Consider the following 21,290-nt stretch of genomic DNA (forward strand, 5'->3'; position numbering starts at 1 on the left):
TCCCGCCGCAACGGTCGCCATCCAGTTCGCGCTCAGCCGCGGCATGATCTGCCCGCGGGTGTAATCCGCGCGCAACTTCTCTCCAGCGTCGAATTCCGCCCGGGTCAGAAAGGGCTCGCCGTTGCGTGTCCGCCGGCGCGCCAGTTGCGCAAGCGGAGATTCACTGAGTGTCGCCGAAACGATCTCCTTCTCAGTTCCCTGCTGCAGAACCCTGCGTTCAATCTCCCAATGCTGGCTCCTGAAAGGATCCCGGCGCGCTGCCAGCCGCCGCGCGCAGGCGACACCTGCTGCACTCAACGCGACCCTGCCCTCACTGCAGCGCAGGAGATCATCCTTCTCCAGCGCTCCCAGCAAGGTAAGAGATACCGAAACCGTGCCCCGCTCACCGCCGTCGAGCAGCACGCATCCCCCTTCGCGCCGCGCTGTTGCCAGGCCGGCCCCTTCTGCAGAAACCGCAGGCAGCGCCGGCGTTCGCGCGCATGGCGCACCTCTTCCTTGAATGCAGCCATGTCAACGCAGCTCCATGTTGCGGAACGCCGCGGCAGTGATGCGTTCCGTCATCAAAACAATCCGGTCGAACTCCTCGTCGTCACGCATGTCCTCGATGATATGGCAGGCGTACTGGACCGTGGTTCTGTCGCGCCCGAAGCCGCGCCCCACCTCGGTCATGTTGAGCCCAAGAACCACGTGCGCAGCGTACATGCCGATCTGCCGCACGCGCGTCACGCTGGTCGAAGAGCGCCGTGTTTCGCGCAGCTCACGCCCACTCACGTTGAAGAGTGCGGCAACGATGTCGAGAACACATTCGCAAACCTCCCCGACACGCTCCTCCGCAACCGGGCTCAAACGGCGATGCAGCATTGCGGATGACTGTTCTCCAGGCGTTGCGATCCGCCCTTCTCTTTGTTCCGATGATTTGGCAGCGTTTGAATGCACAGGCTTTATCCCTTCACAGGAAAGAGGAATAAATTCTTATACCTAGACATCCACACCCGGGAACAAATTACGAACAGATAATCCGCTAAAATCCTGCAAAGGTTTGAAATCGCGGAAGAAGTAAAGCCGGCCTGCAATTTTCAGCACTGGTTTATCCCCGCCCCGCCAGAGGCCCGCATAGTTGTCGCTCACGACAAAAAGGGTTGAGCATGACATCGATAAAGCAGGAGAGCCTGGCCTTCCGCGAAGCCAAGCGGCAGCGCTACGAGAACGCGCGGCAGACAGCAGCGCTGTTCCTGACGGGCGGACTGGATCTGCAAAAGGCGCAGCAAAGCTCGGGCGCCGAGCGCATCAACATTCTTCGTCGCCTAAGACGGCTGATGGAGCGCGAGCGTCTGAAGGGTGCGCGCAATCACTGGAGCTACGACCTCAACCGCCACATAGCTCTCAGCCAGGCGCTCAAGCGCCTGGCGTCGAACGAGGCGCAAAACGTTCCGCTTCACCATTGAACGGCGATGGGCAACCGCACGGCCTGCCCACATCGTGAGATGTTGGCCGGGAACATAAAAGAAGCGGCGCAGATTGCGCCGCCTCGGAGAAAATTACTCTGACGCCTCGCCGCGCCAAACGCTATTTTTCCTTGCGCTTGCGTCCTAAGCCCATCTGCTTGGCAAGTTTCGAACGTGCCACGGCATAGCTCGGAGCGACCATGGGGTAATTGGCATCCAGACCCCATTTTTCCCGGTACTGCTCCGGCGTCATGCTGTAATGCGTCATCAGATGGCGCTTGAGCGACTTGAACTTTTTCCCGTCCTCAAGACAGATGATATAGTCTTCATGCACGGAGCGTTTCGGATTTACAGCCGGCTTCTGCTTTTCAGCAGGCGGAGCTTCCGGAGTGCCACTCACTCGACCGAGCGCTGCATGAACGTCCGCAATCAAATTGGAAAGTTCGGATGCAGGAACAGGATTGTTGCTGACATAAGCAGCAACGACGTCTGCGGTCAGTTCAATAAGAGTATCATCGTTTTTTACAGAATCTTCGTTCATTTCGTTACCTTGCCCCAACGTAAATTCAAAACCACAACCTCATGCCGCCAGTGATGAGGTGTCTGTAGGAATCTTTAGTTCTTCAGGCATTTTTTGATCGATTCCCGACAAGCCGCAATCATATCGTTCTTTTCCTCCGGCCGGTCAACTCACAATTTCAAATTAATACTATCAGAACGCGAAATCAGATTGTTTATCCCATCTCAAAAATTCGAAATTCATTCCAAAAATCAGATAAGTTTGATCTTAAACTGAGGGCTAATCTAAGTCGACCTTATCAATTTTTCCGCGCATTGCGTAACAATCGGAGACTGTAGCGCGCGGAGAAGCGATTGCACGCACGCGAAACGTACGAAACCACACCGGTCCGCGTCTTTCGTTCGGGAAGAGACGTCATGAAAAATTGAAAAAGAATACTGGAAGAAAAACTTTCTCTATTCTTCTTCACTTCTTCTATCTTCGCCCGGAAGCGAACCGGCGCTTTGAGGAGTTGCCATCTCGTCGTGTACCGACTGCCCCCAGAGCCTGTAGCCTGCCGCATAGGCGGCCTTGGCCAGAAGGTGTGCAGATATCGGCGCGGTAAGCAGAAAGAAAACCACCGCCGCCAGCGCACGCGTCACGATGGCCTGGTCCTGCGCAAAGATTGCCAGCGCGATAAGCATGAGCCCCGATCCGAGCGTCCCGGCCTTGGATGCCGCATGCATGCGCGTGTAAAGATCGGGCAATCTCAAAATGCCGATCGCAGCGATCAGTGTGAAGGCTGCGCCAATAATGATGAGCAGGCCCGTAAGTATGTTGAACACGTCGCCCATCACTGCTCCTTGTCGCCGTAAATGCCCAGCGTATCGCGCTTTACGAACTCCTGCTCATACCGACGGCTGAGAACGAAGCGGGCAAACGCCACCGTTGCGAGAAAGCCGACGAGCCCCAGAGCGATGGCGATATCAAGATAAAGCGTGAACCCGGTGCGAATGCCGATCACCGCTATGAAGCCGATGGCGATGGTCACCAGCATATCAAGGGCAAGAACGCGGTCCGGCAGGCTCGGTCCCACCAGAACACGAACAACCGTCAGCAGAAAAGACAGGCTCAGCAATGCGAGCGCAATAAACTCGGCAAAGACGAGAAATTCTTCACTGGCGCTCATCGAAACGCTCCATGATCTTTCGTTCAAAACCTTCGGCAATGTCACGCCGAAGTTCATCAGGGTCGGAGCAGTCTATGGCATGGACATAGAGAAAGCGGCGATCCTCCGAAACGTCGACAGACAGGGTTCCCGGCGTCAGCGTGATCAGGTTTGCCAGAAGCGTAATCTCGAAATCCCGGTCGACCTTGAGCGGATAGGCAAAGATGCCGGGTTTCAGGTCCATTTTCGGCGACAGGACGAGAAGAGCGACCCGCCAGGCCGATAGCACCAGTTCGTAGAGAAAAAGAAGCGCGAGCGAGACCACCCGCATGCTGCGCGCAAAATACCCCAGCGACCCGACCTGTTCGCGGATAAGGTAAAGCGCAGCGGCACCGAGGAGAAAACCGAAAATGAAATTCGGCAGGGTGAAGGAACCGCTCACCGCGGTCCAGATCAGCGCCAGAATGATGTTGATCAGGGACAGTCTCATTGCGCTGCCTCCGCTGGAAACACCGCACCAATATAACCCGATGCATCCAGAAGCCCGGCAGCGGCAGCCTCGGCCACCTGGATGAACGGTTCCGGATAAACGCCAAGCAGGATAATCGGGACGCACAGCAGGGTCATTGAGGCGTATCCATAGCCGGGGGCGCCCGCAACCACCTCATCGGAAGGAGCCTCCTGTGGCCTGTTGCGCCAGATCGCCAGGATATAGACGCGCCCGAGGGCGATCGTGGTCAAAAGCCCCGTCAGCAGAATGGCGAAGGAGAGCCAGGGCCAGCCCGCTTCCAGCGAAGCCCGTACAAGCAGCACTTTCGGCCACAGACCGGATGCCGGCGGCAGCCTGCCACGGCAAGCATGAGAACAAGCGCGAAAGCCCCCATCGCCGGATAGGCACGGTAGAGCCCGCCCAGTTCATGCAGCGAATAGCTCCCGCCAAGCTCCTTGATCACGCCGGCCAGAAGATAAAGCGCCGTCATCGCCAGAACGGAATGGAACGCATAGAGGATCGTCCCCGTCAGTCCCGTCTCGGTTCCCAATGCGAGCCCCGCAAGCATCACACCGACGCCGGAAATCACCACGAAGCCCAGAACGCGGCGAATATCCGACTGCGCGATCGCGCCCATGATGCCGAGCACCATCGTGCCGGCAGCCACCCAGGCGATGACGCCGGAAAGCTCCGCCCGCTCAATGGGGAACAGCATCACCAGAACGCGCAGAAGCGCATAAACGCCAACCTTGGTCAGCACACCGCCAAACAGCGCCGCCGTGACGATGCGAGGGGTGTGATAGGAGCAGGAAGCCAGAAATTGACGGGGAACGCGGCGGCCTTCATGCCGAACGCAAGCAGGTAAAGGACGCTCAGCGTCATCAGTGGCCCGGTCTCGCGCATGGCACCGGCCCTGCGCGCAATGTCGGCCATGTTGAGTGTTCCGAACGTACCGTAAAGATAGGCGGTCGCGGTCAGGAACAGCGTCGTGCCAACCAGGTTCAGAATGGCGTATTTGGTTGCGCCGTCGAGCTGTCGGTCGGTCGATCCGAGGATCAGAAGACCGAAGGACGAGATCAGAAACACCTCGAACCAGACATAGAGATTGAAAATGTCGCCCGTCAGAAATGACCCGCCGACACCCGCCATCAGAAGCATCAGGAACGGGTAGAAGCCGTAGCGACGGCCGGTCGCGCCAATGTCCCTCATCGCATAGAGCGCGCAGACAGTCGCGACCAGCGTCGCGACAAAGGCAAGCGACGCGCCAAGCGCATCCGCGGTAAAGGATATGCCGAAGGGCGGCAGCCAGCGCCCCATCGTCATCACCTGCGGCCCGTCCGCCAGCACCTGCAGAAGGAGTGCCGCATTCGCAGCCAGCGTCAGGAGCAGCCCAGCAATGGCAATGCCCGCATGCAGCCGGGTTTCGTGACGAACCATGAGCAGCACGGCGCCGAAGAGGATCGGCACCCCGATCGGGGCCACCAGCATCCAGTCGCCCAGCACCGTCGGCTCTGTCACCATTGCGTTGGAAATATCGATCGTTTCAGCGGCCATCGGTGTCTCAGTATCCAAGCGGGGGCATCGGCTCACCCTCGGGTTCGGCAACGCGCATACCGTCCGTGTCGTCGGTTCCCAGTTCCTGATAGGCGCGGAATGCCAGCACCAGCAGGAAGGCGAAGAGCGAGAACGAGATCACGATCGCCGTCAGGACCAGCGCCTGCGGGAGCGGATTGGCGGTGGCGATCTCCGGTGTCTGCAATGCCTCGGGAATGATCGGCGGAACCTCGCGCATCAGCCGGCCAGCCGTGAAGATGGACAGGTTCACCGCATTGCCGAAGATCGATACCCCCAGGAGAATGCGAATGATGTGCTTTGACAGCATGAGATAAATGGCAACAGCAAAGAACACGCTGACCACAAAGGAGAGGGCGACTTCCATTATCCATGCTCCCTTTCTTCAAGGGCGAGCGCAATCGAGGTGATCGAGCCGAGGACGACGAGGTAAACGCCGATGTCGAAGAACAGAACCGTGGAGAGGTCCACGGGGACACCGAGAACGCTCACCTTGGCCCAGAGCCCTGTCATGAAGGGTACGTCGAAGGCGAAGGACAGCCATCCCGAAATCGCCGACACCAGCAATCCGAACCCCGAGATCGCCATGGGGTGGAAATAGAGTGCGCGGCGCACTGGTGAAACGCCGCAGGCAATACCGTAGATCGCGAAGGCCGACGCAGCGATCAGCCCTCCGATAAACCCGCCCCCCGGCTCATTGTGTCCGCGCAGAAGCACAAACACGGAGAACAGGATCATCAGGCTTGTAAGATAGGGGGCGACGGTTCGGAAGATCAGTGTGCGCATATCTCACCGCTCCTCTTTGTTGTCGGCCAGCGGCTTCACACTGCGGATGCGCACCAGGGCCAGAATGGCAAGGCCGGCGATCATCACCACGGCGATCTCGCCCAGCGTATCCGTTCCGCGGAAATCGACGAGGATCACGTTGACGATGTTGCGGCCATGGGCGATCACGCGGGAATATTGCGAGAAGAAATCGCTGAGTTCGGTGTTGAACGGCACCTGCGTCACGCGCAGCAGCATCAGCCCAGTGCCGCACCGCACGTTCCGGCCACGGCAATGTCGAGCAGCTTTTCGCCCGTCGGACGATGATCGGTCGGCGACAGGCGCAGACGCGTCATCACCAGGGCCAGAATGACCACGGAAAGCGTCTCCACCATGAACTGGGTAAAGGAGAGATCGGGAGCGCCAAGCAGCATGAAAATCAGCGCGACCGCAAATCCCTGAATACCGAGGGAGACAATGGCGGTCAGCCGGTCTCGCGCATAGATCACCGCTCCAAGCCCGATCAGTGCAATCAGCAGAACGGTCCATTCATAGAACGGCATTCTTGGAAACTGCGGTGCTGCGGGCCATTCATCGTAAAGCCCCATGGGGATCAGAACAGCGACGGCGACAGCGACGAATGTCGCCGTCATGTAATAGTCGAGGCGGCCATTCTGGATGATGTTGGTCACGCGGAAAGACAGGCGCGTCAGGCCGCGCATCACCTGGTCGAAGCCCTTGTCCGGTCCCCAGCCGATGGCGGCGAGAATGCCGGCCATGGTGGAACGCCCCTGCCCCAGCATGATGAAAACCAGAATGCCCAGCGCCACGGTTAACACCGAGAGTGCGAGCGGCAGGCCGATATGCGGCACGGTCGAGATCGTCACCGTTACGGGCTCGCCGAGAACGGCCGTCGACATCGGGCTGCTGACGAGTTCGTGGCTCACGCCTGAAAGCAGGGCCGAGATCAGCCCCAGTCCCGCCAGAACGAGTGGCCCGAGCCAGAGCAGGATCGGCCCTTCATGCGCATGTTTGGGCGTTTCAGTCTTCGCGCCGAGGAACGGTTTCAGCGCCACGGCAAAGCCGATGGCGAACATCAGGCCGTTGCCGGCGAGCGCCACCAGTGTCAGCAGCGTGGTCCAGCCATCGGCAAAACCGAGACCGGCGTAAATTTCCTCCTTGCGAGGAAGCCGAAAAACAGCGGAACGCCACCCATCGACGCGGCAGCCAGAACCGCAGCGGCAAAGGTGACCGGCATCGCCTTGCGCAGGCCACCCAGTTTCGTGATGTCGCGGGTGCCCGATTCATGATCCACCAGGCCCGCCACCATGAAGAGTGCGCCCTTGAACATGGAATGCGCCACCAGGTAGAGCACCGCCGCCTCAACGGCCTTCTCCGAACCCACACCCGTCAGCATGACAAGCAGGCCGAGCGAGGCCACAGTGGTATAGGCCAGCATCAGCTTCAAATCCGTCTGACGCACCGCCAGAAGCGTGCCGACGAGCAGCGTGGTACCGCCAAAGATGGGCAGGATCGTCTCCCATGCCGCAGTGTCGCCGAGCACCGGATTGAGGCGCATCAGGAGATAGACACCGGCCTTCACCATCGTGGCCGAGTGCAGATAGGCCGAAACGGGCGTCGGCGCTTCCATCGCGTTGGGAAGCCAGAAGTGGAACGGGAACTGCGCCGATTTCGTAAACGCGCCGCCAAGAACCAGGACCAGCGCAGCCATGTAAAGAGGTGCATCGCGCAGCGCGCTTTCGCTTGCGAGCAGCGCCGACATGGAGGTAACGCCCGTAGCGCTCCAGATCACCAGAAGGCCGGCCAGAAGCGAAAGCCCGCCAAGCCCCGTCACCACAAGCGCCTGCAGTGCTGCACGCCTGGAGGCTTCCCGTGAATGATCGAAGCCGATCAGCAGGAACGATGTGATCGAGGTCAATTCCCAGAAAACGAACAGGGTCAGGAAGGAATCGGCCACCACAAGGCCCAGCATGGACCCCATGAACATCAGGATGAACGAGAAAAAGCGCCCCTGATGTTCATGTCCCTTCAGATAACCACCCGCATAAAGCACGATCAGCGCGCCGATACCCGTGATCAGCAGCGCAAACGTGACGGAAAGACCGTCGAGAAACCAGGAAAAATCGACCGACAGGCTCGGGATCCACACATAGCCCCCGGTCAGCGTCTCTCCACTGGAGATCGTTCCGACAAAGCCAGTGAAATGCAGAAAGATGAGAGCGGGGGCCAGGGCCAGCACCCATGCCGCGTTGTGTTTCAGCGCTTTTGTCAGCACTGGTGCGATGGCGGCGGCTGCAAACGGCAGCAACAGAGCGAGAAATGTCAGCCACTGGCCGTCTGCCGTCATGAACTCTCCCCAACTAAATTCGTGTTTCAGGACACGTTTGAAAAACTTACGGTGACATAAACACTCGCCTCAGGCACCACAAGGCGTAAACCGACCTGTAAAGCGCGATGAAACGCCGCCATTCACAGGAGATTGCACAGCTTAAACCACCCATCACGCCAGATGCAAAACCCGTTCACCGGATATGTCCCGGTTCCCGAAGCCGCCTGAAAAACACAACAGGCCATTGCCATGCCCCATTCGGTCGGGACATGTATGGAGCAATCCCTGCGGCGCATCCCGCGCGCCTCCTGCAGATATCCACAAGGTAACCTCATGACTTCCAGACCGTTCGCCACGGACGCAAAAGCCCCCTCGCCCCGCGCGCATCCCGTAAAAGACACGCGTCACGGCATCGAGCGCACGGATGAATACGCGTGGATGCGCGCCGAGAACTGGCAGGAGGTCCTGCGCGACCCGAGCCTTCTCGCCGACGACATCCGCGCCCATCTCGAAGCCGAGAATGCCTATCAGGCAGCGCTCATGGCCGATACGGAAGCCTTGCAGAAAACACTCGTTGCCGAGATGCGCGGCCGCATCAAGGAAGACGAAACCTCGGTACCGGCCAGAGACGGCCCCTATGCCTATGCCGCAGGCTTCCACACCGGCGGCGAATATCCCCGCTTCTTCCGCCTGCCGAGCGCGGGCGGCACTGAGGAGACCCTGCTCGACGGCGACCGGGAAGCCGAAGGCAAAAGCTATTTCCGCGTCGGCGGCGTCGATCATTCACCCGATCACAGGCGTCTCCTGTGGGGCCATGACGACAAGGGCTCTGAACTCTACACGATCAGCGTGCGCGACCTCGCCACCGGCGAAGACCTAGCCGACACGGTCGCCGAGACCGGCGGCGGCGGTGTGTGGGATGCGGCAAGCGACGGCTTTTTCTACACCCGCCTTGATGAAAACCACCGCCCCTCGAAAGTGTTCTTCCATCGCGTCGGCGCAAACCCCGACGAGGATCGCCTGGTCTATGAGGAGACCGATCCGGGCTTCTTCGTCGGCGTCTCCGGCAGCCGCACACAGGAATGGGTCTACATTTCCGCCCATGACCACGAAACGTCGGAGTGCCACATCCTGCCGGCGAATGATCCCGAAGCCGCGCCGCGCCTGATCGCCCCACGCGAGACCGGCCTTCAGTATGATCTTGAAGAAGGCGGCGACATCTTCTTCATCCTCACCAATGCGGACGGCGCCAGGGATTTCAAGATCGTCACCGCGCCGGCCAGCGATCCCTCGCGCGAAAACTGGCAGGATATTGTGCCCCACGAGCCCGGCCGCCTGATCCTCGCCATCATGCCTTCGCCGATTACCTCGTCCGTCTCGAGCGCAAGGACAGTCTGCCGCGCATCGTCATCCGCGACCGCCACGATGGTTCGGAGCATACCATCGCCTTCGACGAAGAGGCCTATTCGCTGGGCCTTCAGGGGTCCTACGAATACGAAACCGATACGCTCCGCTTCTCCTATTCCTCGATGACCACGCCGGAGCAGGTCTTCGACTACGACATGCGCACCCGCACCCGCACGCTCCTGAAAACGCAGGAGGTGCCGTCCGGTCACAATCCGGATGACTATGTCACGCGCCGTCTGATGGCCCCGGCTCCCGATGGCGAACTGGTGCCGGTGTCCCTCGTCTATCGCAAGGGCATCGTGCTCGACGGCTCCGCCCCCTGCCTGCTCTACGGCTACGGCGCCTACGGCATGGCGATGCCCGCCTCCTTCAGCACCAACTGCCTGTCGCTGGTCGATCGCGGCTTCGTCTACGCCATCGCCCATATCCGCGGCGGCAAGGAAAAGGGGTACGTCTGGTACGAGGACGGGAAACGCGAGAAGAAGGTCAACACGTTTACCGATTTCATCGCCGCCGCCCGTCATCTGGTGGCCGAGGGCTATACCAGCCACGACCGCATCGTCGCCGAGGGCGGCTCGGCCGGCGGCATGCTCATGGGTGCGGTTGCGAATATGGCGCCGGAAGCGTTCGGCGGCATTGTCGCCGCCGTGCCCTTCGTCGATGTGCTCAACACCATGCTCGACGACACGCTGCCGCTCACCCCGCCTGAATGGCCCGAATGGGGCAATCCAATTGCCGCGCGCGAGGATTACGACACCATCGCGGCCTATTCGCCCTACGACAATGTGGGCGCGAAGGACTATCCGCCCATTCTGGCGCTTGCCGGTCTCACCGACCCGCGCGTCACCTACTGGGAACCGGCTAAATGGGTTGCAAGGCTGCGTGATCGCAAGGGCGGCGACCACCCGGTCCTGCTGAAGACCAATCTCGATGCTGGACACGCCGGAGCCTCGGGCCGCTTTTCGCGGCTCGAGGAAAAGGCGCTCACCTATGCCTTCGTGCTAAAAGTTACCGGGACGATGGATAGCCATTAGGCCTCGCAGGCACCGCCTTCAGATAGGCGGCAATCGCCTCGCGGTCTTCCCTGGAAAGCCGGGCCATGTTCTTCTGGACGGAGACCATGGCCCCGCCGACCGAATCGAACTCCGGCGTAAACCCGCTCTCCAGATAATAGGCGATGTCGCCAGCCGACCAGGAATCGATCCCGCCATCGCCAGAGGTGACGTTGGGCACGACCCCCTCGCCTTCCGCCGACACGGTTCCGGCAAGCCACTGGTCGTAAAGCTGCCCGCCGGCAAAATTCCGCGGCGTGTGGCATTCGCCGCAATGGCCTGCCCCCTCCACTAGATATTGTCCGCGCTTTTCCGCCTCCGAAGCGTCGGAACCAAGCGCGAGCACCGGCGCGTCATGCATGAAGGCGAGCTTCCAGAGCCCGATGCCCCGGCGCATTGTGAAAGGGAAGGAGAGTTTATGCTCTCCCGCATCACCTTCCACTTCCGGCAGCATCTTCAGGAAGGCAAAGAGGTCGCTCACATCCTGCGCCGTCATCCTTGCATAGGAAGGATAGGGGAATGCAGGGTAGTAGTGCTCGCCCGCAGGAGAAACGCCGTGCAGCATCGCATTGGCGAAATCCATATCGCTCCACCTGCCAATGCCGTCCTCAGGATGCGGCGAGATGTTGGGTGCGACAAAGGTCCCGAAATCGGACTTCAGTTCCACCCCGCCCGCAAGCTCCAGCCGCGCATCGCCGTCAGCCCCGGGGCGGGCATGGCACGAGGCACAGCCGCCGGCCCAGAAAACCTGTTCGCCACGCGCCACGTCCGGCGCTTCAAGCGCGCCAAGTGCCCCGGCCTCCAGTGAGGTCGGAGCGCTCAGCATCCATAACGCCACTCCACCGCCCGCGATGGCCACGAGAGCGGTGGTCAGCAATGTCTTCTTCATGACAGCTCTAAATGTCCCGGGTCAGTTGTTCTGCACGCGGAAATTCTCGTGGCAGCTCTTGCAGTTTCCGAAGACGGGCCCGATCGCAGCCTGGAAGGCGGCAAGGTCGGCAGGACCGTCTTTGCCGGAGGCTTCAACGGCAGCCGCCGTGTCGGTCATGTACTTGTCGAGCGCGGCCTGAAAGCCTCTGCATCGCCCCAGATGGCAGGTGCGGCCGTTGTGTCGCCGTCGCCCGAGCCTTCGGGGAAGAAATCACCAAAGGATTTCGCACTCGCGCTCAGCGTCAGAATGGCCGCCTTGGCGATGGCGGGGTTGTATTCCAGTTCCCCTTTCATCATCGCGCCAGCAAGCCCTGCAGAAGCGGCATTCGCTGCATGATCGCCTTGCGCACGGCAATCGGATCGTCCGCCGCAGCGACAGCAGAAACGGATAAGCAGAGTGCGGAAACGGCAAGCGCAAATTTCTTCATGAGAACCCTCCGGTGATTTGTTCGAACAATACCCCGACCAACGCCCCTGACCCGCATTTATTCCAGAATGCGCACTCACGGTTTCGTGAAGGCGCATACGGACCGAGATGGTCCGGCGAATCAAAAAGGCCCGGCGCTGGCCGAGCCCTTTGGTACAGTTCGAGACTGTACTGATTGTGAAATCGTCTAGATCGCCGTGCGTCCATCCGGACGCACAAAGGACGATCTAAGCCATAAATGGAGCATCGGAATAGCCCGAAAACCGGATTCCACTTTTCGGTCCGATGCTCTATCGCAATTACGAAGTCTGCTCGTATAGCTCCAGCACGTAATCCCAGTTGATCAGGCTGTCGACGAAAGCCTCGAGATATTTCGGGCGCGCATTGCGGTAGTCGATGTAATAGGAGTGCTCCCACACATCCACGCCCAGGATCGGCTTGGCATCATGAATGAGCGGATTCTCGCCATTCGGGGTCTTCATGATTTCCAGCTTGCCGTTCTTGACGGCGAGCCAGGCCCAGCCGGAGCCGAACTGCGTCGCGCCCGCATTGATGAAGTCGGCGCGGAACTTGTCGTAGCCGCCGAGATCGCTGTCGATCGCCTTGGCCAGCGCGCCCGGCAGGCTGGTGCCGCCGCCGCCCTTCTTCATCCACTTCCAGAAATGAACGTGGTTGTAGTGCTGGGCTGCATTGTTGAACAGGCCGGCATTCTTGCCGTGAGACTGCTTTACGACCTCTTCGAGGGAAAGGCCGTCCATGCCTGCTTCAGCCGCAAGCTTGTTGCCATTGTCGACATAGGCCTTGTGGTGCTTGTCGTGGTGGTACTCCAGCGTCTCCTTCGACATGAAGGGCTGCAGGGCCTCATAATCATAAGGCAGATCCGGCAGTTCAAAAGCCATGGTGGTAAACTCCCTCGTACAGGTGGTTGAATTCTGCAGGACGCAGATGGGGGTGCGTCTCCAGTGAGACAATACCCATCGCTCCCGATTGTTCCCGGCGCGTCAGGCGGGCAGCCCGGAATGGGCCCACTCCCAATAGAGGTCACGCGCCTTTTTGGCCACAGGCCCGGCCTGATAATTCTGGTCTTCGACCCTGCTCACCGGCACGACCTTGGAATGATTGCCGGAGGAGAAGACCTCATCCGCATCGAGGAAATCCTTCACCGAGAGCGTTTTCTCGACCACCTCGACACCGGCCTCGCGCAGGAGCGTAATCACGCGGCTGCGCGTGATGCCTGAGAGGAAGGTGCCATTCGGCGCAGGCGTGAAGACCACGCCGTCCTTCACCATGAAGATGTTTGAGCTGCCAGTTTCGGCGACATTGCCGAGCATGTCGAGCACCAGCGCATTGTCATAGCCGCGGCTGCGCGCTTCCATGATCGCGCGGCCATTGTTGGGATAAAGGCACCCCGCCTTCGCATTTGTCGGCGCGGTTTCGAAGGTCGGCCGACGGAAGGGCGAGACGGTCACCGAGAACCCGGTCGGCTCCAGCATCGGTGCCTCATACAGACAAAGGCAGAACCGGCTCGATTCAGGATCGGCAGGAACGCCATATAACCGCCATGCTCACCCCAGTACATTGGCCGGATGTAAACAGCCGTCCTCCCGTCGAACTTTTTCAGGCCGTCCTTCGTCAACCCGACGATCTCATCGGCCGAGACTTTCGGCGAGAGGCCGAGATTGGCTGCCGACGCATTGACACGGCCGGCGTGAAGATCAAGGTCGGGGGCCACGTTCTCGAACCAACGGGCACCATCGAACACGGTGGAACCGAGCCACATGGCATGACTGCGCGGACCGATGAGCGGTACGTTCCCCTCGTGCCAATCGCCGTCAACATAGGTCCAGGTCGTCGATTGGACTTCGCTCACCACGGTCATGCTGTGTCTTCCTTCCTGTGATTGCGCACGCATCTCGGCAGAGATGCGAATTCTTCAACGCTTCGTGCCGTTCATCGAAATGGCTTTATCGGGTTTCGTCAATCGTTCCTGCATCGCTATCGATGGGGCCAGATGGCGTTTCTTGACCGGCGTTGGCAGGTGCGGTCAAGTAGAGAACACACAGAAGGAGTCTTCATGCGCCACGCGGCTTTCGTCTTCGATGCATATGGCACGCTGTTCGACGTACATGCGGCCGTGCGCCGCCACGCAGGCGAAATAGGCCCGGAAGGACAGCGGTTTTCGGAACTGTGGCGTGCGAAACAGCTCGAATATTCATGGGTTTTCACACTCATGGGTCAGTATCAGGATTTCTGGACGATGACGGAGCGGGCGCTTGATTACGCCTTCGCCAAAATACCGTCCGTCGATCCGCGCCTGCGGCAGGATCTTCTCGATGCCTATTGGCAACTCGACTGCTACGAGGAAGTGCCGGCGGTTCTCAAAGCACTGAAGGCGGGTGGTGCTCGCCTCGCGATTCTGTCGAATGGTTCCCCGGCAATGCTTGAATCGGCGATCCGTTCATCGGCCCTCGATTCCGTTCTGGACGAAGTTTTCTCGGTCGAGAGCGTCCGCCGCTTCAAGACGGATCAAAGCGTTTACGAGATGGTGACAAACACCTGGCGTCTCTATCCGGAGACCGTTTCGTTTCAGTCGTCAAATCGCTGGGATATCGCCGGCGCGCACCAGTTCGGTTTCCGCACGGTCTGGCTCAATCGGACCGGCCAGCCCGACGAGTATGAAGATTTCCCGTCCGATCTCATCCTTCCCTCTCTTGACGGGCTGGTGTCGTAGCGGCTTCTCTTCGTCATGCCCTCCCGTGTTATGATGCATCTATAACACACCTGATCGATAACTTGTGTGCGTGAGGCATTTTTCACCTTCAAGTCGAAGTCACTCGGTCTATCAAGCACACTCCGATAACTCTTCGGATCCCAGGGAGGGAAAGTGGGGTTGTCCCAGGGTGAGTGGGCGTTCACATGGAACGTTCGTTCTCACCGGTCCTGACGAAACGCGAGTCTACGAAGAAACCATGTCCAATTCTCCCATTGCCGCACGATCCCTTAACCGGCGCCGCTTCCTGTCCATGAGCGCCGCTGGCGCCGCGTCGCTTGGCCTGTCCGCATGTGTCAGCAGTTCAGGTGACACGCCCAGAATCGTCGAGCGGCCCGAGCCTGAGCCCGGCCCGGTGCAATACAGCTCCATGTATGGAGCCGTCACTGATGCAGGATACGACATTCCCGCAGTGCCGATCGAAAAGATCAACCCGCGTTACTATCGTCAGGAAGTCGCTGATCCGACAGGCGAGCGTCCCGGCACCATCGTCGTCGATACCGCCAATCATTTTCTCTATCTCGTGCGTGAACGTGGCCGCGCCATGCGCTACGGCGTTGGCCTTGGCCGCGCCGGGTTCGAATGGGCCGGCCGCGCCGAGATCAAGTACAAGCAGCAGTGGCCGCGCTGGTTCCCGCCTGCGGAGATGATCGACCGCCGTCCCGAGCTCGAGAAGTATCGCGCAGAATACGACAAGGCCAACGACCAGTGGCTTGGCGGCATGCAGCCTGGCGTTTCCAATCCGCTCGGCGCCCGCGCGCTTTACATTTTCGAAGACGGCAAGGACACGCTCTACCGCGTCCACGGCTCGCCTGAATGGTGGACCATCGGCAAATCGGTTTCGTCGGGCTGCGTGCGCATGATCAACCAGGACGTCATCGATCTTTATAATCGCGTCCCGGACGGTTCCCCGATCCTCGTCACCTCCGGCCTGCGCAGCGTTTAAGCCGGCAGTCCTTTCATGATGGAACTCTAAGGGGCGCTCTAGCGCCCCTTTTTCAAACTACCGAGAATGCCCCGCACCAGGGCACGGCCAAGTGACGTACCCACGGAACGCACTACGGATTTGATCGCCGCTTCCGTCACCGACTGGCGGTTGGATGTGCGCCGGCGTGTGGTGGTGGTCTTGCGCCGCGTCTTCGTGCTCGTGCCGCCATCGCCGAAGTCCGGCAGCGACCAGCGCGAACGCTCCTCGACCTCACCTGCCTCCTCGGCCTTCTGTGCTTCTGCCTCGGCCTTTGCCTTGTCGGCCGCCTTCTTCTGCAGGATTTCGAAAGCCGATTCGCGGTCGACGCTCTCGTCATACTGACCGAACACCGGGCTTGCCTTCAAAAGCCTGTCGCGCTCAGCGTCCGTGATGGGCCCCAGTCTGGATGCAGGCGGGCGGATCAACGTCCGCTGAACCATGGATGGAACGCCCTTTGATTCCAGCGTCGAGACCAGCGCCTCGCCGACCCCGAGCTTGGTGATCGCTTCGAAACAGTCGAAGTCCGGATTGGGCCTGAACGTGTCTGCTGCCGTCTTCACCGCCTTCTGCTCGCGCGGCGTATAGGCGCGCAACGCATGCTGTATGCGGTTGCCGAGCTGGCTCAGCACGGTTTCGGGCACATCAAGCGGGTTCTGGGTGACAAAATAGACACCGACACCCTTCGAGCGAATGAGGCGGACAACCTGTTCGACACGGTCCACCAGTATCTTGGGCGCTTCATCGAAAAGCAGATGCGCTTCATCAAAGAAGAAGACCAGCCGTGGCCGGTCCGGATCGCCCACTTCCGGCAGCTCCTCGAAGAGTTCCGACAACAGCCAGAGCAGGAACGTCGCGTAAAGGCGCGGATTCATCATCAGCTTGTCGGCGGCCAGCACATTGATGGCGCCCCGCCCGTCCGGCGTGGTGCGCATGATGTCGCTAATCTTGAGCGCGGGCTCGCCAAAGAAGAAGTTCGCTCCCTGCTGTTCAAGCACAAGAAGCGTCCGCTGGATCGCGCCCACCGACTGTTTCGACACATTGCCGTAGCGCGTGCCGATCTCGTCGGCGCGGTCGGCTACGTGAACGAGAAGCGCCTGCAGGTCCTTCATATCCAGAAGAAGGAGACCTTCCTCGTCGGCGATGCGGAAAGCGATGTTCAGAACGCCTTCCTGCGCATCCGAAAGGTTCATCAGCCGCGACAGAAGCAGCGGCCCCATCTCTGAAATGGTCGTGCGGATCGGATGCCCCTTCTCGCCGAAGAGATCCCAGAAGATGACCGGAAATTCCTGGAAGGCGTATGGATCGAGCTTGATCGTATCAGCCCGTTTGGAAAGAAAATCCTTCTCCTCGCCCATCATGGCGATGCCCGAAAGGTCCCCCTTCACATCGGCGCAGAAGACCGGCACGCCAGCATTGGAAAACCCTTCCGCCAGGATCTGCAGCGTCACGGTCTTGCCGGTGCCGGTCGCCCCGGTGACGAGGCCGTGCCGGTTGGCGTATTTCAACAGAAGGCGCTCGGCCTGCTGGTAGCTGTCGTCGGGATGCCGGCTGGCCCCCAGAAAGATACTGTCTTCCGCCATCTGAATTCCGCCTCGCTTGCCGGTCCCGCTGAAACTTGGTGCTCTTCCGTATAGTCAGCCTCGCATAAAGTCTCAACGCCGTTGTGCGTGAAGTAAAGCGCGGCTTTCCTGCAACGCTAGCCGGCTATTCGGCCTATTGTGCATTGCGGCGTCTCCTGTGGCGTCCTAAACTTGCCCCTCAATGAACGGGTGGTTGCCCTCGGGATTCATTGCCCACTTTGCGGCATGGATTTCCGGGCCAACGGCGAATCGGGAGGCATGATGATCGCGCGATCCTGAAAAAGGTGAAGTTTCCTCAGATCGACCAGGAGCGCTGGCGCGATCTGGTGATCGAATCTCTCAAGGGAGAAGCCGGTCCCGAGGCGCTTTCCTGGCAGACGGACGACAACATCTCCATGCGCGCGCTCTATGAGCGGATGCAGGATGCCAAGCCGCTTGCCCGCGGGCGGGACAAGTCCGGCTGGGCCACCGTCCAGCGTATGGACGATCCCGATCCGGTCCGCGCGAACCGTCAGGCAAAGGAAGACATTGCCCAGGGAGCAACCGGGCTTGCGCTCGTTTTCGAAGGTGCTCCCAACGCATTCGGCTATGGCCTTCCCGCCACGCCCGAAGCGGTTGCCAAAGCGCTCGACGGCATCGACCTTCAGGGTCTGCACCTGCGCATGGATGCAAATCCCAGTAGCCGCGCCATCGTCGACTGGCTGACGCAGATTTTCACCGAGCGCCGCATCAACCCGGCCGCCATGACGCTGTCCTTCGGCATTTCGCCGGCCGCCACCTTTGCCGGCACCGGCAAGCTGCGCATGTCGATCGAGGCGCTCGAAGCCTCCATGCCGCAGTCCTTTGCGGGCTTTTTCGCCATGGACCTGCCAGGCATCCTGCTTGAGGGCGATGGCCGTGTGTTCCACAATGCGGGCGCTTCCGAGGCACAGGAGCTCGGCATCATGCTGGCCTCCGCGGTCTCGCACCTGCGCATGTTCGAGCAGGCCCGCCAGCCGCTTGTCTATGCCGCGCCGCATATCGGCTTCTCGCTCTGCGTCGATCAGGACCAGTTCCTGTCCATCGCCAAGATCAGGGCTCTGCGCCGCCTCTGGGCGCGCGTTCAGGAGACCTGCTCCATCGAACCGTCGCTGGCGACGATCCATGCCGAAACCTCCTATCGGATGATGACCGCGAAGGATCCAGAAACCAACACGCTGCGCACCACCATCGCCGCATTTGCCGCCGCTGTCGGCGGTGCCGATTCGCTGTCCGTCCTGCCGCACACCATCGTCCACGGTCTGCCGGACGAAGATGCAAGACGGCTTGCCCGCAACACGCAGCTTATTCTCTCCGGCGAGAGCCATCTCGACCTGATCATCGATCCCGCCGCCGGCGCCGGCGGCATGGAAACGCTTACCGCAGCCCTTTGCGAGAAGGCCTGGGACGAGTTCCGCCGCATCGAGAGCGAGGGGGGCGTGCTGCGCAGCCTGATGAATGGCCACATTCAGGAACGCGTGCTTGAGATGCGCGAGCGCCGCGAGCAGCGCATCAATGATGGCAAGAAGCCCATTGTCGGCACGACGATCTATCCCGCCGCGGAAGAGCGTCCTGTCAGGACGTTGAAGGCCGAATCGCCCGACTTCTCGGGAGAAACGGCCGCCGTGCGCTGTCAGCCGCTCCTGGCGCAGCGTCTGGATGAGACCGGAGGAGGCATCGCATGATCCCGGATTTTGCCAGCATCGGCTGGTCGAATCCGGACACATCGCCTCTTCCAGCAAAGACCCCGCCCACGGCCACGCCCGAGGGCATCGAGATCAAATCCTTCTATTCGCAGGACGATCTGAAGGGTCTGCGCTTTCTCGACACCTATCCGGGCGCCGCGCCCTTCATTCGCGGCCCCTACCCCACCATGTATGCGCGCCAGCCATGGACGATCCGCCAATATGCCGGTTTCTCCACGGCAGAGGAATCCAACGCCTTCTACCGGCGCAACCTTGCCGCCGGGCAGAAAGGCCTCTCCGTCGCCTTCGACCTTGCCACCCATCGCGGTTATGACAGCGACCACCCCCGCGTTGCCGGCGATGTGGGCATGGCCGGTGTGGCGATCGATTCCATCCTCGACATGCGCCAGCTCTTCGACGGCATCCCGCTCGATAAAATGAGCGTGTCGATGACCATGAACGGCGCGGTCCTGCCGATCATGGCGCTCTACATCGTCGCCGCCGAAGAGCAGGGCGTCGCGCAGAAGGATCTTTCGGGCACCATTCAGAACGACATCCTGAAGGAGTTCATGGTCCGCAACACCTATATCTACCCGCCCAAGCCATCGATGCGGATCATTTCTGACATTTTCTCCTATACGGCGGAGAACATGCCGAAATTCAACTCCATATCCATCTCCGGCTATCACATGCAGGAAGCCGGTGCGACGGCTGATCTGGAGCTTGCCTACACCATTGCGGACGGCATCGAGTATGCCCGTGCCGGCATTGCCGCCGGGCTCGATATCGACCGTTTCGCACCGCGCCTGTCCTTCTTCTGGGCCATCGGCATGAACTTCTTCATGGAAGTTGCCAAGATGCGTGCCGCGCGCCTTCTCTGGGCGACACTTCTTCAAAAGAATTTTGCGCCGAAGAAAGAGCGTTCACTCTCCCTGCGCACCCATTGCCAGACCTCCGGCTGGTCGCTGACGGCGCAGGATCCCTACAACAACATTGTGCGCACCATGGTCGAGGCCATGGCCGCCACCCAGGGCCACACCCAGTCGCTCCACACCAACGCCTTCGATGAGGCGCTGGCGCTGCCGACCGACCATTCCGCGCGCATTGCCCGCAACACGCAGCTTATCCTGCAGCTTGAATCCGGCACGACCCGCATGATTGACCCATGGGGCGGCTCCCATTTTGTCGAACGCCTCACCCACGACCTCGCCCATCGTGCGCTCAAACACATCGAAGAGGTGGAAAGCCTCGGCGGGATGGCGGCAGCCATCGAAAAGGGCGTGCCGAAAATGCGCATCGAGGAAGCTGCAGCCCGCACCCAGGCGCGCATCGATTCAGGCGAACAGACAGTGGTCGGCGTCAACCGCTTCCAGCCCGAGCGCGACACAGAGGTCGACGTTTTGAAGGTCGACAATGCCGAGGTCCGCGCCCGCCAGCTCGCGAAGCTGCAGCAGCTCAAGCACCCGCGACGTGGCCGAGACAGAAAGCGCGCTTGAAGCCCTCACGCGCGCAGCCGCAGAAGACGGAAACCTGCTCGAATTCGCCGTGCGCGCCGCACGCGCGAACGCCACGGTGGGCGAGATCTCCACAGCCCTTGAAAAGGCCTTTGGCCGGCATGTGGCGGAGATCCGTACCATTTCCGGCGTCTACCGCAAGGAGGTGGGCGATCTCTCCTCCTTCGAACGCGCCCAGCAGAAAGTAACAAAATTCCGCAAGAAGACCGGAGCCGCCCCGCGCATCCTGATCGCCAAGATCGGTCAGGACGGGCACGATCGCGGCCAGAAGGTCATTGCCACCGCATTCGGCGACCTCGGTTTCGAGGTCACGGTCGGTGCCATGTTCCAGACCCCGGAGGAAGTGGCCGAACTGGCCATTGCCAACGACGTCCAGATCGTCGGTGCCTCCTCGCTGGCCGCCGGTCATCTCACCCTTATCCCCGAGCTCAAGACAGCGCTGGAAAAGCGCGGCCATGGCGACATTCTCCTGGTCGCCGGCGGCGTCATCCCGCCCGGCGATTTCGAAGCTGTGCGCGAGGCCGGTGCGGCCGAAATCTTCCCGCCCGGAACGGTCATTCCCGAAGCCGCCGAAAAACTGCTCGACCGGCTGCTGAAAGCAGGTTGACGCCCTGATCTTGAAATGGCCGGCGCCATGTTATACCTTAAGTT

At 60.5% G+C, this 21,290-nt stretch carries 16 protein-coding genes and 6 pseudogenes; 6 read left to right on the top strand and 16 right to left on the bottom strand.

Annotated elements, in window-relative coordinates; translation table 11 throughout:
• Both JCM21793_RS25690 and JCM21793_RS12570 read right to left on the bottom strand, forming a co-directional pair.
• A partial coding sequence (locus JCM21793_RS25690; RefSeq protein WP_244439745.1) for a DUF6456 domain-containing protein occupies positions 1 to 402 on the bottom strand: 402 nt, incomplete at its 3' end.
• 108 nt (positions 403 to 510) lie between these two features.
• On the bottom strand, positions 511 to 861 hold the full coding sequence (locus JCM21793_RS12570; protein ID WP_007008414.1) for a helix-turn-helix domain-containing protein: 351 nt from the start codon (positions 859 to 861) through the stop codon (positions 511 to 513).
• 284 nt (positions 862 to 1,145) lie between these two features.
• On the opposite strand from JCM21793_RS12570, the gene JCM21793_RS12575 reads away from it, so the two are divergent.
• The gene (locus JCM21793_RS12575) at positions 1,146 to 1,445 is read left to right on the top strand and encodes a hypothetical protein (RefSeq protein WP_007008413.1); all 300 of its coding nucleotides are present in this window, start codon (positions 1,146 to 1,148) and stop codon (positions 1,443 to 1,445) included.
• Positions 1,446 to 1,566: 121 nt separating this feature from the next.
• On the opposite strand, the gene JCM21793_RS12580 is transcribed toward JCM21793_RS12575, so the two are convergent.
• The 8 genes and pseudogenes from JCM21793_RS12580 to JCM21793_RS25700 form a co-directional block, all read right to left on the bottom strand.
• Positions 1,567 to 1,986, bottom strand: a complete 420-nt coding sequence (locus tag JCM21793_RS12580) for a Ros/MucR family transcriptional regulator (protein ID WP_007008412.1) — start codon at positions 1,984 to 1,986, stop codon at positions 1,567 to 1,569.
• Between the two features lie 434 nt (positions 1,987 to 2,420).
• Entirely contained in the window at positions 2,421 to 2,798 is a 378-nt protein-coding gene (mnhG, locus tag JCM21793_RS12585; protein WP_025030602.1) for a monovalent cation/H(+) antiporter subunit G, read from the bottom strand.
• Positions 2,798 to 3,133, bottom strand: a complete 336-nt coding sequence (locus tag JCM21793_RS12590; RefSeq protein WP_025030603.1) for a cation:proton antiporter — start codon at positions 3,131 to 3,133, stop codon at positions 2,798 to 2,800. The genes mnhG and JCM21793_RS12590 overlap by 1 nt, the downstream gene beginning before the upstream one ends.
• On the bottom strand, positions 3,120 to 3,602 hold the full coding sequence (locus tag JCM21793_RS12595) for a Na+/H+ antiporter subunit E (protein WP_025030604.1): 483 nt from the start codon (positions 3,600 to 3,602) through the stop codon (positions 3,120 to 3,122). Before JCM21793_RS12595 ends, JCM21793_RS12590 begins: the two co-directional genes overlap by 14 nt.
• Positions 3,599 to 5,156 (bottom strand): annotated as a pseudogene (locus JCM21793_RS25695) (Na+/H+ antiporter subunit D). Before JCM21793_RS25695 ends, JCM21793_RS12595 begins: the two are co-directional and overlap by 4 nt.
• A 7-nt stretch (positions 5,157 to 5,163) precedes the next feature.
• Entirely contained in the window at positions 5,164 to 5,541 is a 378-nt protein-coding gene (locus JCM21793_RS12605) for a Na+/H+ antiporter subunit C (RefSeq protein WP_007008408.1), read from the bottom strand.
• Positions 5,541 to 5,960 (bottom strand): Na+/H+ antiporter subunit B, encoded by a 420-nt coding sequence (locus tag JCM21793_RS12610; protein WP_025030605.1) that lies wholly within the window; start codon positions 5,958 to 5,960, stop codon positions 5,541 to 5,543. The genes JCM21793_RS12605 and JCM21793_RS12610 overlap by 1 nt, the downstream gene beginning before the upstream one ends.
• Before the next feature lie 3 nt (positions 5,961 to 5,963).
• Positions 5,964 to 8,307, bottom strand: a pseudogene (locus tag JCM21793_RS25700) (putative monovalent cation/H+ antiporter subunit A).
• 315 nt (positions 8,308 to 8,622) lie between these two features.
• Between JCM21793_RS25700 and JCM21793_RS25705 the strand changes: the two are divergent.
• Positions 8,623 to 10,730, top strand: a pseudogene (locus JCM21793_RS25705) (S9 family peptidase).
• On the opposite strand, the gene JCM21793_RS12625 reads toward JCM21793_RS25705, so the two are convergent.
• The 5 genes and pseudogenes from JCM21793_RS12625 to JCM21793_RS25715 form a co-directional block, all read right to left on the bottom strand.
• On the bottom strand, positions 10,705 to 11,637 hold the full coding sequence (locus JCM21793_RS12625; protein WP_025030606.1) for a cytochrome c: 933 nt from the start codon (positions 11,635 to 11,637) through the stop codon (positions 10,705 to 10,707). The pseudogene JCM21793_RS25705 and the gene JCM21793_RS12625 sit on opposite strands and share 26 nt — an antisense overlap.
• A 21-nt stretch (positions 11,638 to 11,658) precedes the next feature.
• Positions 11,659 to 11,975, bottom strand: a pseudogene (locus JCM21793_RS31495) (c-type cytochrome).
• Positions 11,972 to 12,106 (bottom strand): hypothetical protein, encoded by a 135-nt coding sequence (locus JCM21793_RS31255; RefSeq protein ID WP_306306756.1) that lies wholly within the window; start codon positions 12,104 to 12,106, stop codon positions 11,972 to 11,974. The pseudogene JCM21793_RS31495 and the gene JCM21793_RS31255 overlap by 4 nt, the downstream one beginning before the upstream one ends.
• A gap of 298 nt (positions 12,107 to 12,404) precedes the next feature.
• A complete protein-coding gene (locus tag JCM21793_RS12635; protein WP_007008402.1) occupies positions 12,405 to 13,004 on the bottom strand; it encodes a superoxide dismutase in 600 nt (199 codons plus the stop codon).
• A 102-nt stretch (positions 13,005 to 13,106) separates the two neighbouring features.
• Positions 13,107 to 13,984: pseudogene (locus JCM21793_RS25715) on the bottom strand (branched-chain amino acid aminotransferase).
• Positions 13,985 to 14,179: 195 nt separating this feature from the next.
• On the opposite strand from JCM21793_RS25715, the gene JCM21793_RS12645 reads away from it, so the two are divergent.
• The gene (locus JCM21793_RS12645; RefSeq protein WP_025030607.1) at positions 14,180 to 14,836 is read left to right on the top strand and encodes a haloacid dehalogenase type II; all 657 of its coding nucleotides are present in this window, start codon (positions 14,180 to 14,182) and stop codon (positions 14,834 to 14,836) included.
• Between the two features lie 238 nt (positions 14,837 to 15,074).
• Positions 15,075 to 15,821 (top strand): L,D-transpeptidase, encoded by a 747-nt coding sequence (locus tag JCM21793_RS12650; RefSeq protein ID WP_025030608.1) that lies wholly within the window; start codon positions 15,075 to 15,077, stop codon positions 15,819 to 15,821.
• A gap of 38 nt (positions 15,822 to 15,859) precedes the next feature.
• On the opposite strand, the gene JCM21793_RS12655 is transcribed toward JCM21793_RS12650, so the two are convergent.
• Positions 15,860 to 17,422, bottom strand: a complete 1,563-nt coding sequence (locus JCM21793_RS12655) for a helicase HerA-like C-terminal domain-containing protein (RefSeq protein ID WP_025030609.1) — start codon at positions 17,420 to 17,422, stop codon at positions 15,860 to 15,862.
• 284 nt (positions 17,423 to 17,706) lie between these two features.
• Between JCM21793_RS12655 and JCM21793_RS12660 the strand changes: the two genes are divergently transcribed.
• Complete coding sequence (locus JCM21793_RS12660) at positions 17,707 to 19,125, top strand: methylmalonyl-CoA mutase family protein (RefSeq protein ID WP_244439746.1); 1,419 nt, start codon at positions 17,707 to 17,709, stop codon at positions 19,123 to 19,125.
• Positions 19,122 to 21,246: pseudogene (scpA, locus tag JCM21793_RS25720) on the top strand (methylmalonyl-CoA mutase). The gene JCM21793_RS12660 and the pseudogene scpA overlap by 4 nt, the downstream one beginning before the upstream one ends.
• Positions 21,247 to 21,290 lie beyond the last annotated feature (44 nt).

Source organism: Nitratireductor aquibiodomus NL21 = JCM 21793, assembly GCF_000615975.1.
GTDB classification, from domain to species: domain Bacteria; phylum Pseudomonadota; class Alphaproteobacteria; order Rhizobiales; family Rhizobiaceae; genus Nitratireductor; species Nitratireductor aquibiodomus.

What these genes read in the sequence shown, in the direction of transcription:
- JCM21793_RS12595 (WP_025030604.1), bottom strand. Translation starts at nt 3,602, where the DNA reads ATGAGACTGTCCCTGATCAACATCATTCTGGCGCTGATCTGGACCGCG.
- JCM21793_RS12625 (WP_025030606.1), bottom strand. Translation starts at nt 11,637, where the DNA reads ATGAAGAAGACATTGCTGACCACCGCTCTCGTGGCCATCGCGGGCGGT.
- JCM21793_RS12650 (WP_025030608.1), top strand. Translation starts at nt 15,075, where the DNA reads ATGTCCAATTCTCCCATTGCCGCACGATCCCTTAACCGGCGCCGCTTC.
- JCM21793_RS12645 (WP_025030607.1), top strand. Translation starts at nt 14,180, where the DNA reads ATGCGCCACGCGGCTTTCGTCTTCGATGCATATGGCACGCTGTTCGAC.
- JCM21793_RS12580 (WP_007008412.1), bottom strand. Translation starts at nt 1,986, where the DNA reads ATGAACGAAGATTCTGTAAAAAACGATGATACTCTTATTGAACTGACC.
- JCM21793_RS12610 (WP_025030605.1), bottom strand. Translation starts at nt 5,960, where the DNA reads ATGCGCACACTGATCTTCCGAACCGTCGCCCCCTATCTTACAAGCCTG.
- JCM21793_RS12605 (WP_007008408.1), bottom strand. Translation starts at nt 5,541, where the DNA reads ATGGAAGTCGCCCTCTCCTTTGTGGTCAGCGTGTTCTTTGCTGTTGCC.
- JCM21793_RS12590 (WP_025030603.1), bottom strand. Translation starts at nt 3,133, where the DNA reads ATGAGCGCCAGTGAAGAATTTCTCGTCTTTGCCGAGTTTATTGCGCTC.
- JCM21793_RS31255 (WP_306306756.1), bottom strand. Translation starts at nt 12,106, where the DNA reads ATGAAGAAATTTGCGCTTGCCGTTTCCGCACTCTGCTTATCCGTTTCT.
- mnhG (WP_025030602.1), bottom strand. Translation starts at nt 2,798, where the DNA reads ATGGGCGACGTGTTCAACATACTTACGGGCCTGCTCATCATTATTGGC.
- JCM21793_RS12635 (WP_007008402.1), bottom strand. Translation starts at nt 13,004, where the DNA reads ATGGCTTTTGAACTGCCGGATCTGCCTTATGATTATGAGGCCCTGCAG.
- JCM21793_RS12575 (WP_007008413.1), top strand. Translation starts at nt 1,146, where the DNA reads ATGACATCGATAAAGCAGGAGAGCCTGGCCTTCCGCGAAGCCAAGCGG.
- JCM21793_RS12655 (WP_025030609.1), bottom strand. Translation starts at nt 17,422, where the DNA reads ATGGCGGAAGACAGTATCTTTCTGGGGGCCAGCCGGCATCCCGACGAC.
- JCM21793_RS12570 (WP_007008414.1), bottom strand. Translation starts at nt 861, where the DNA reads ATGCTGCATCGCCGTTTGAGCCCGGTTGCGGAGGAGCGTGTCGGGGAG.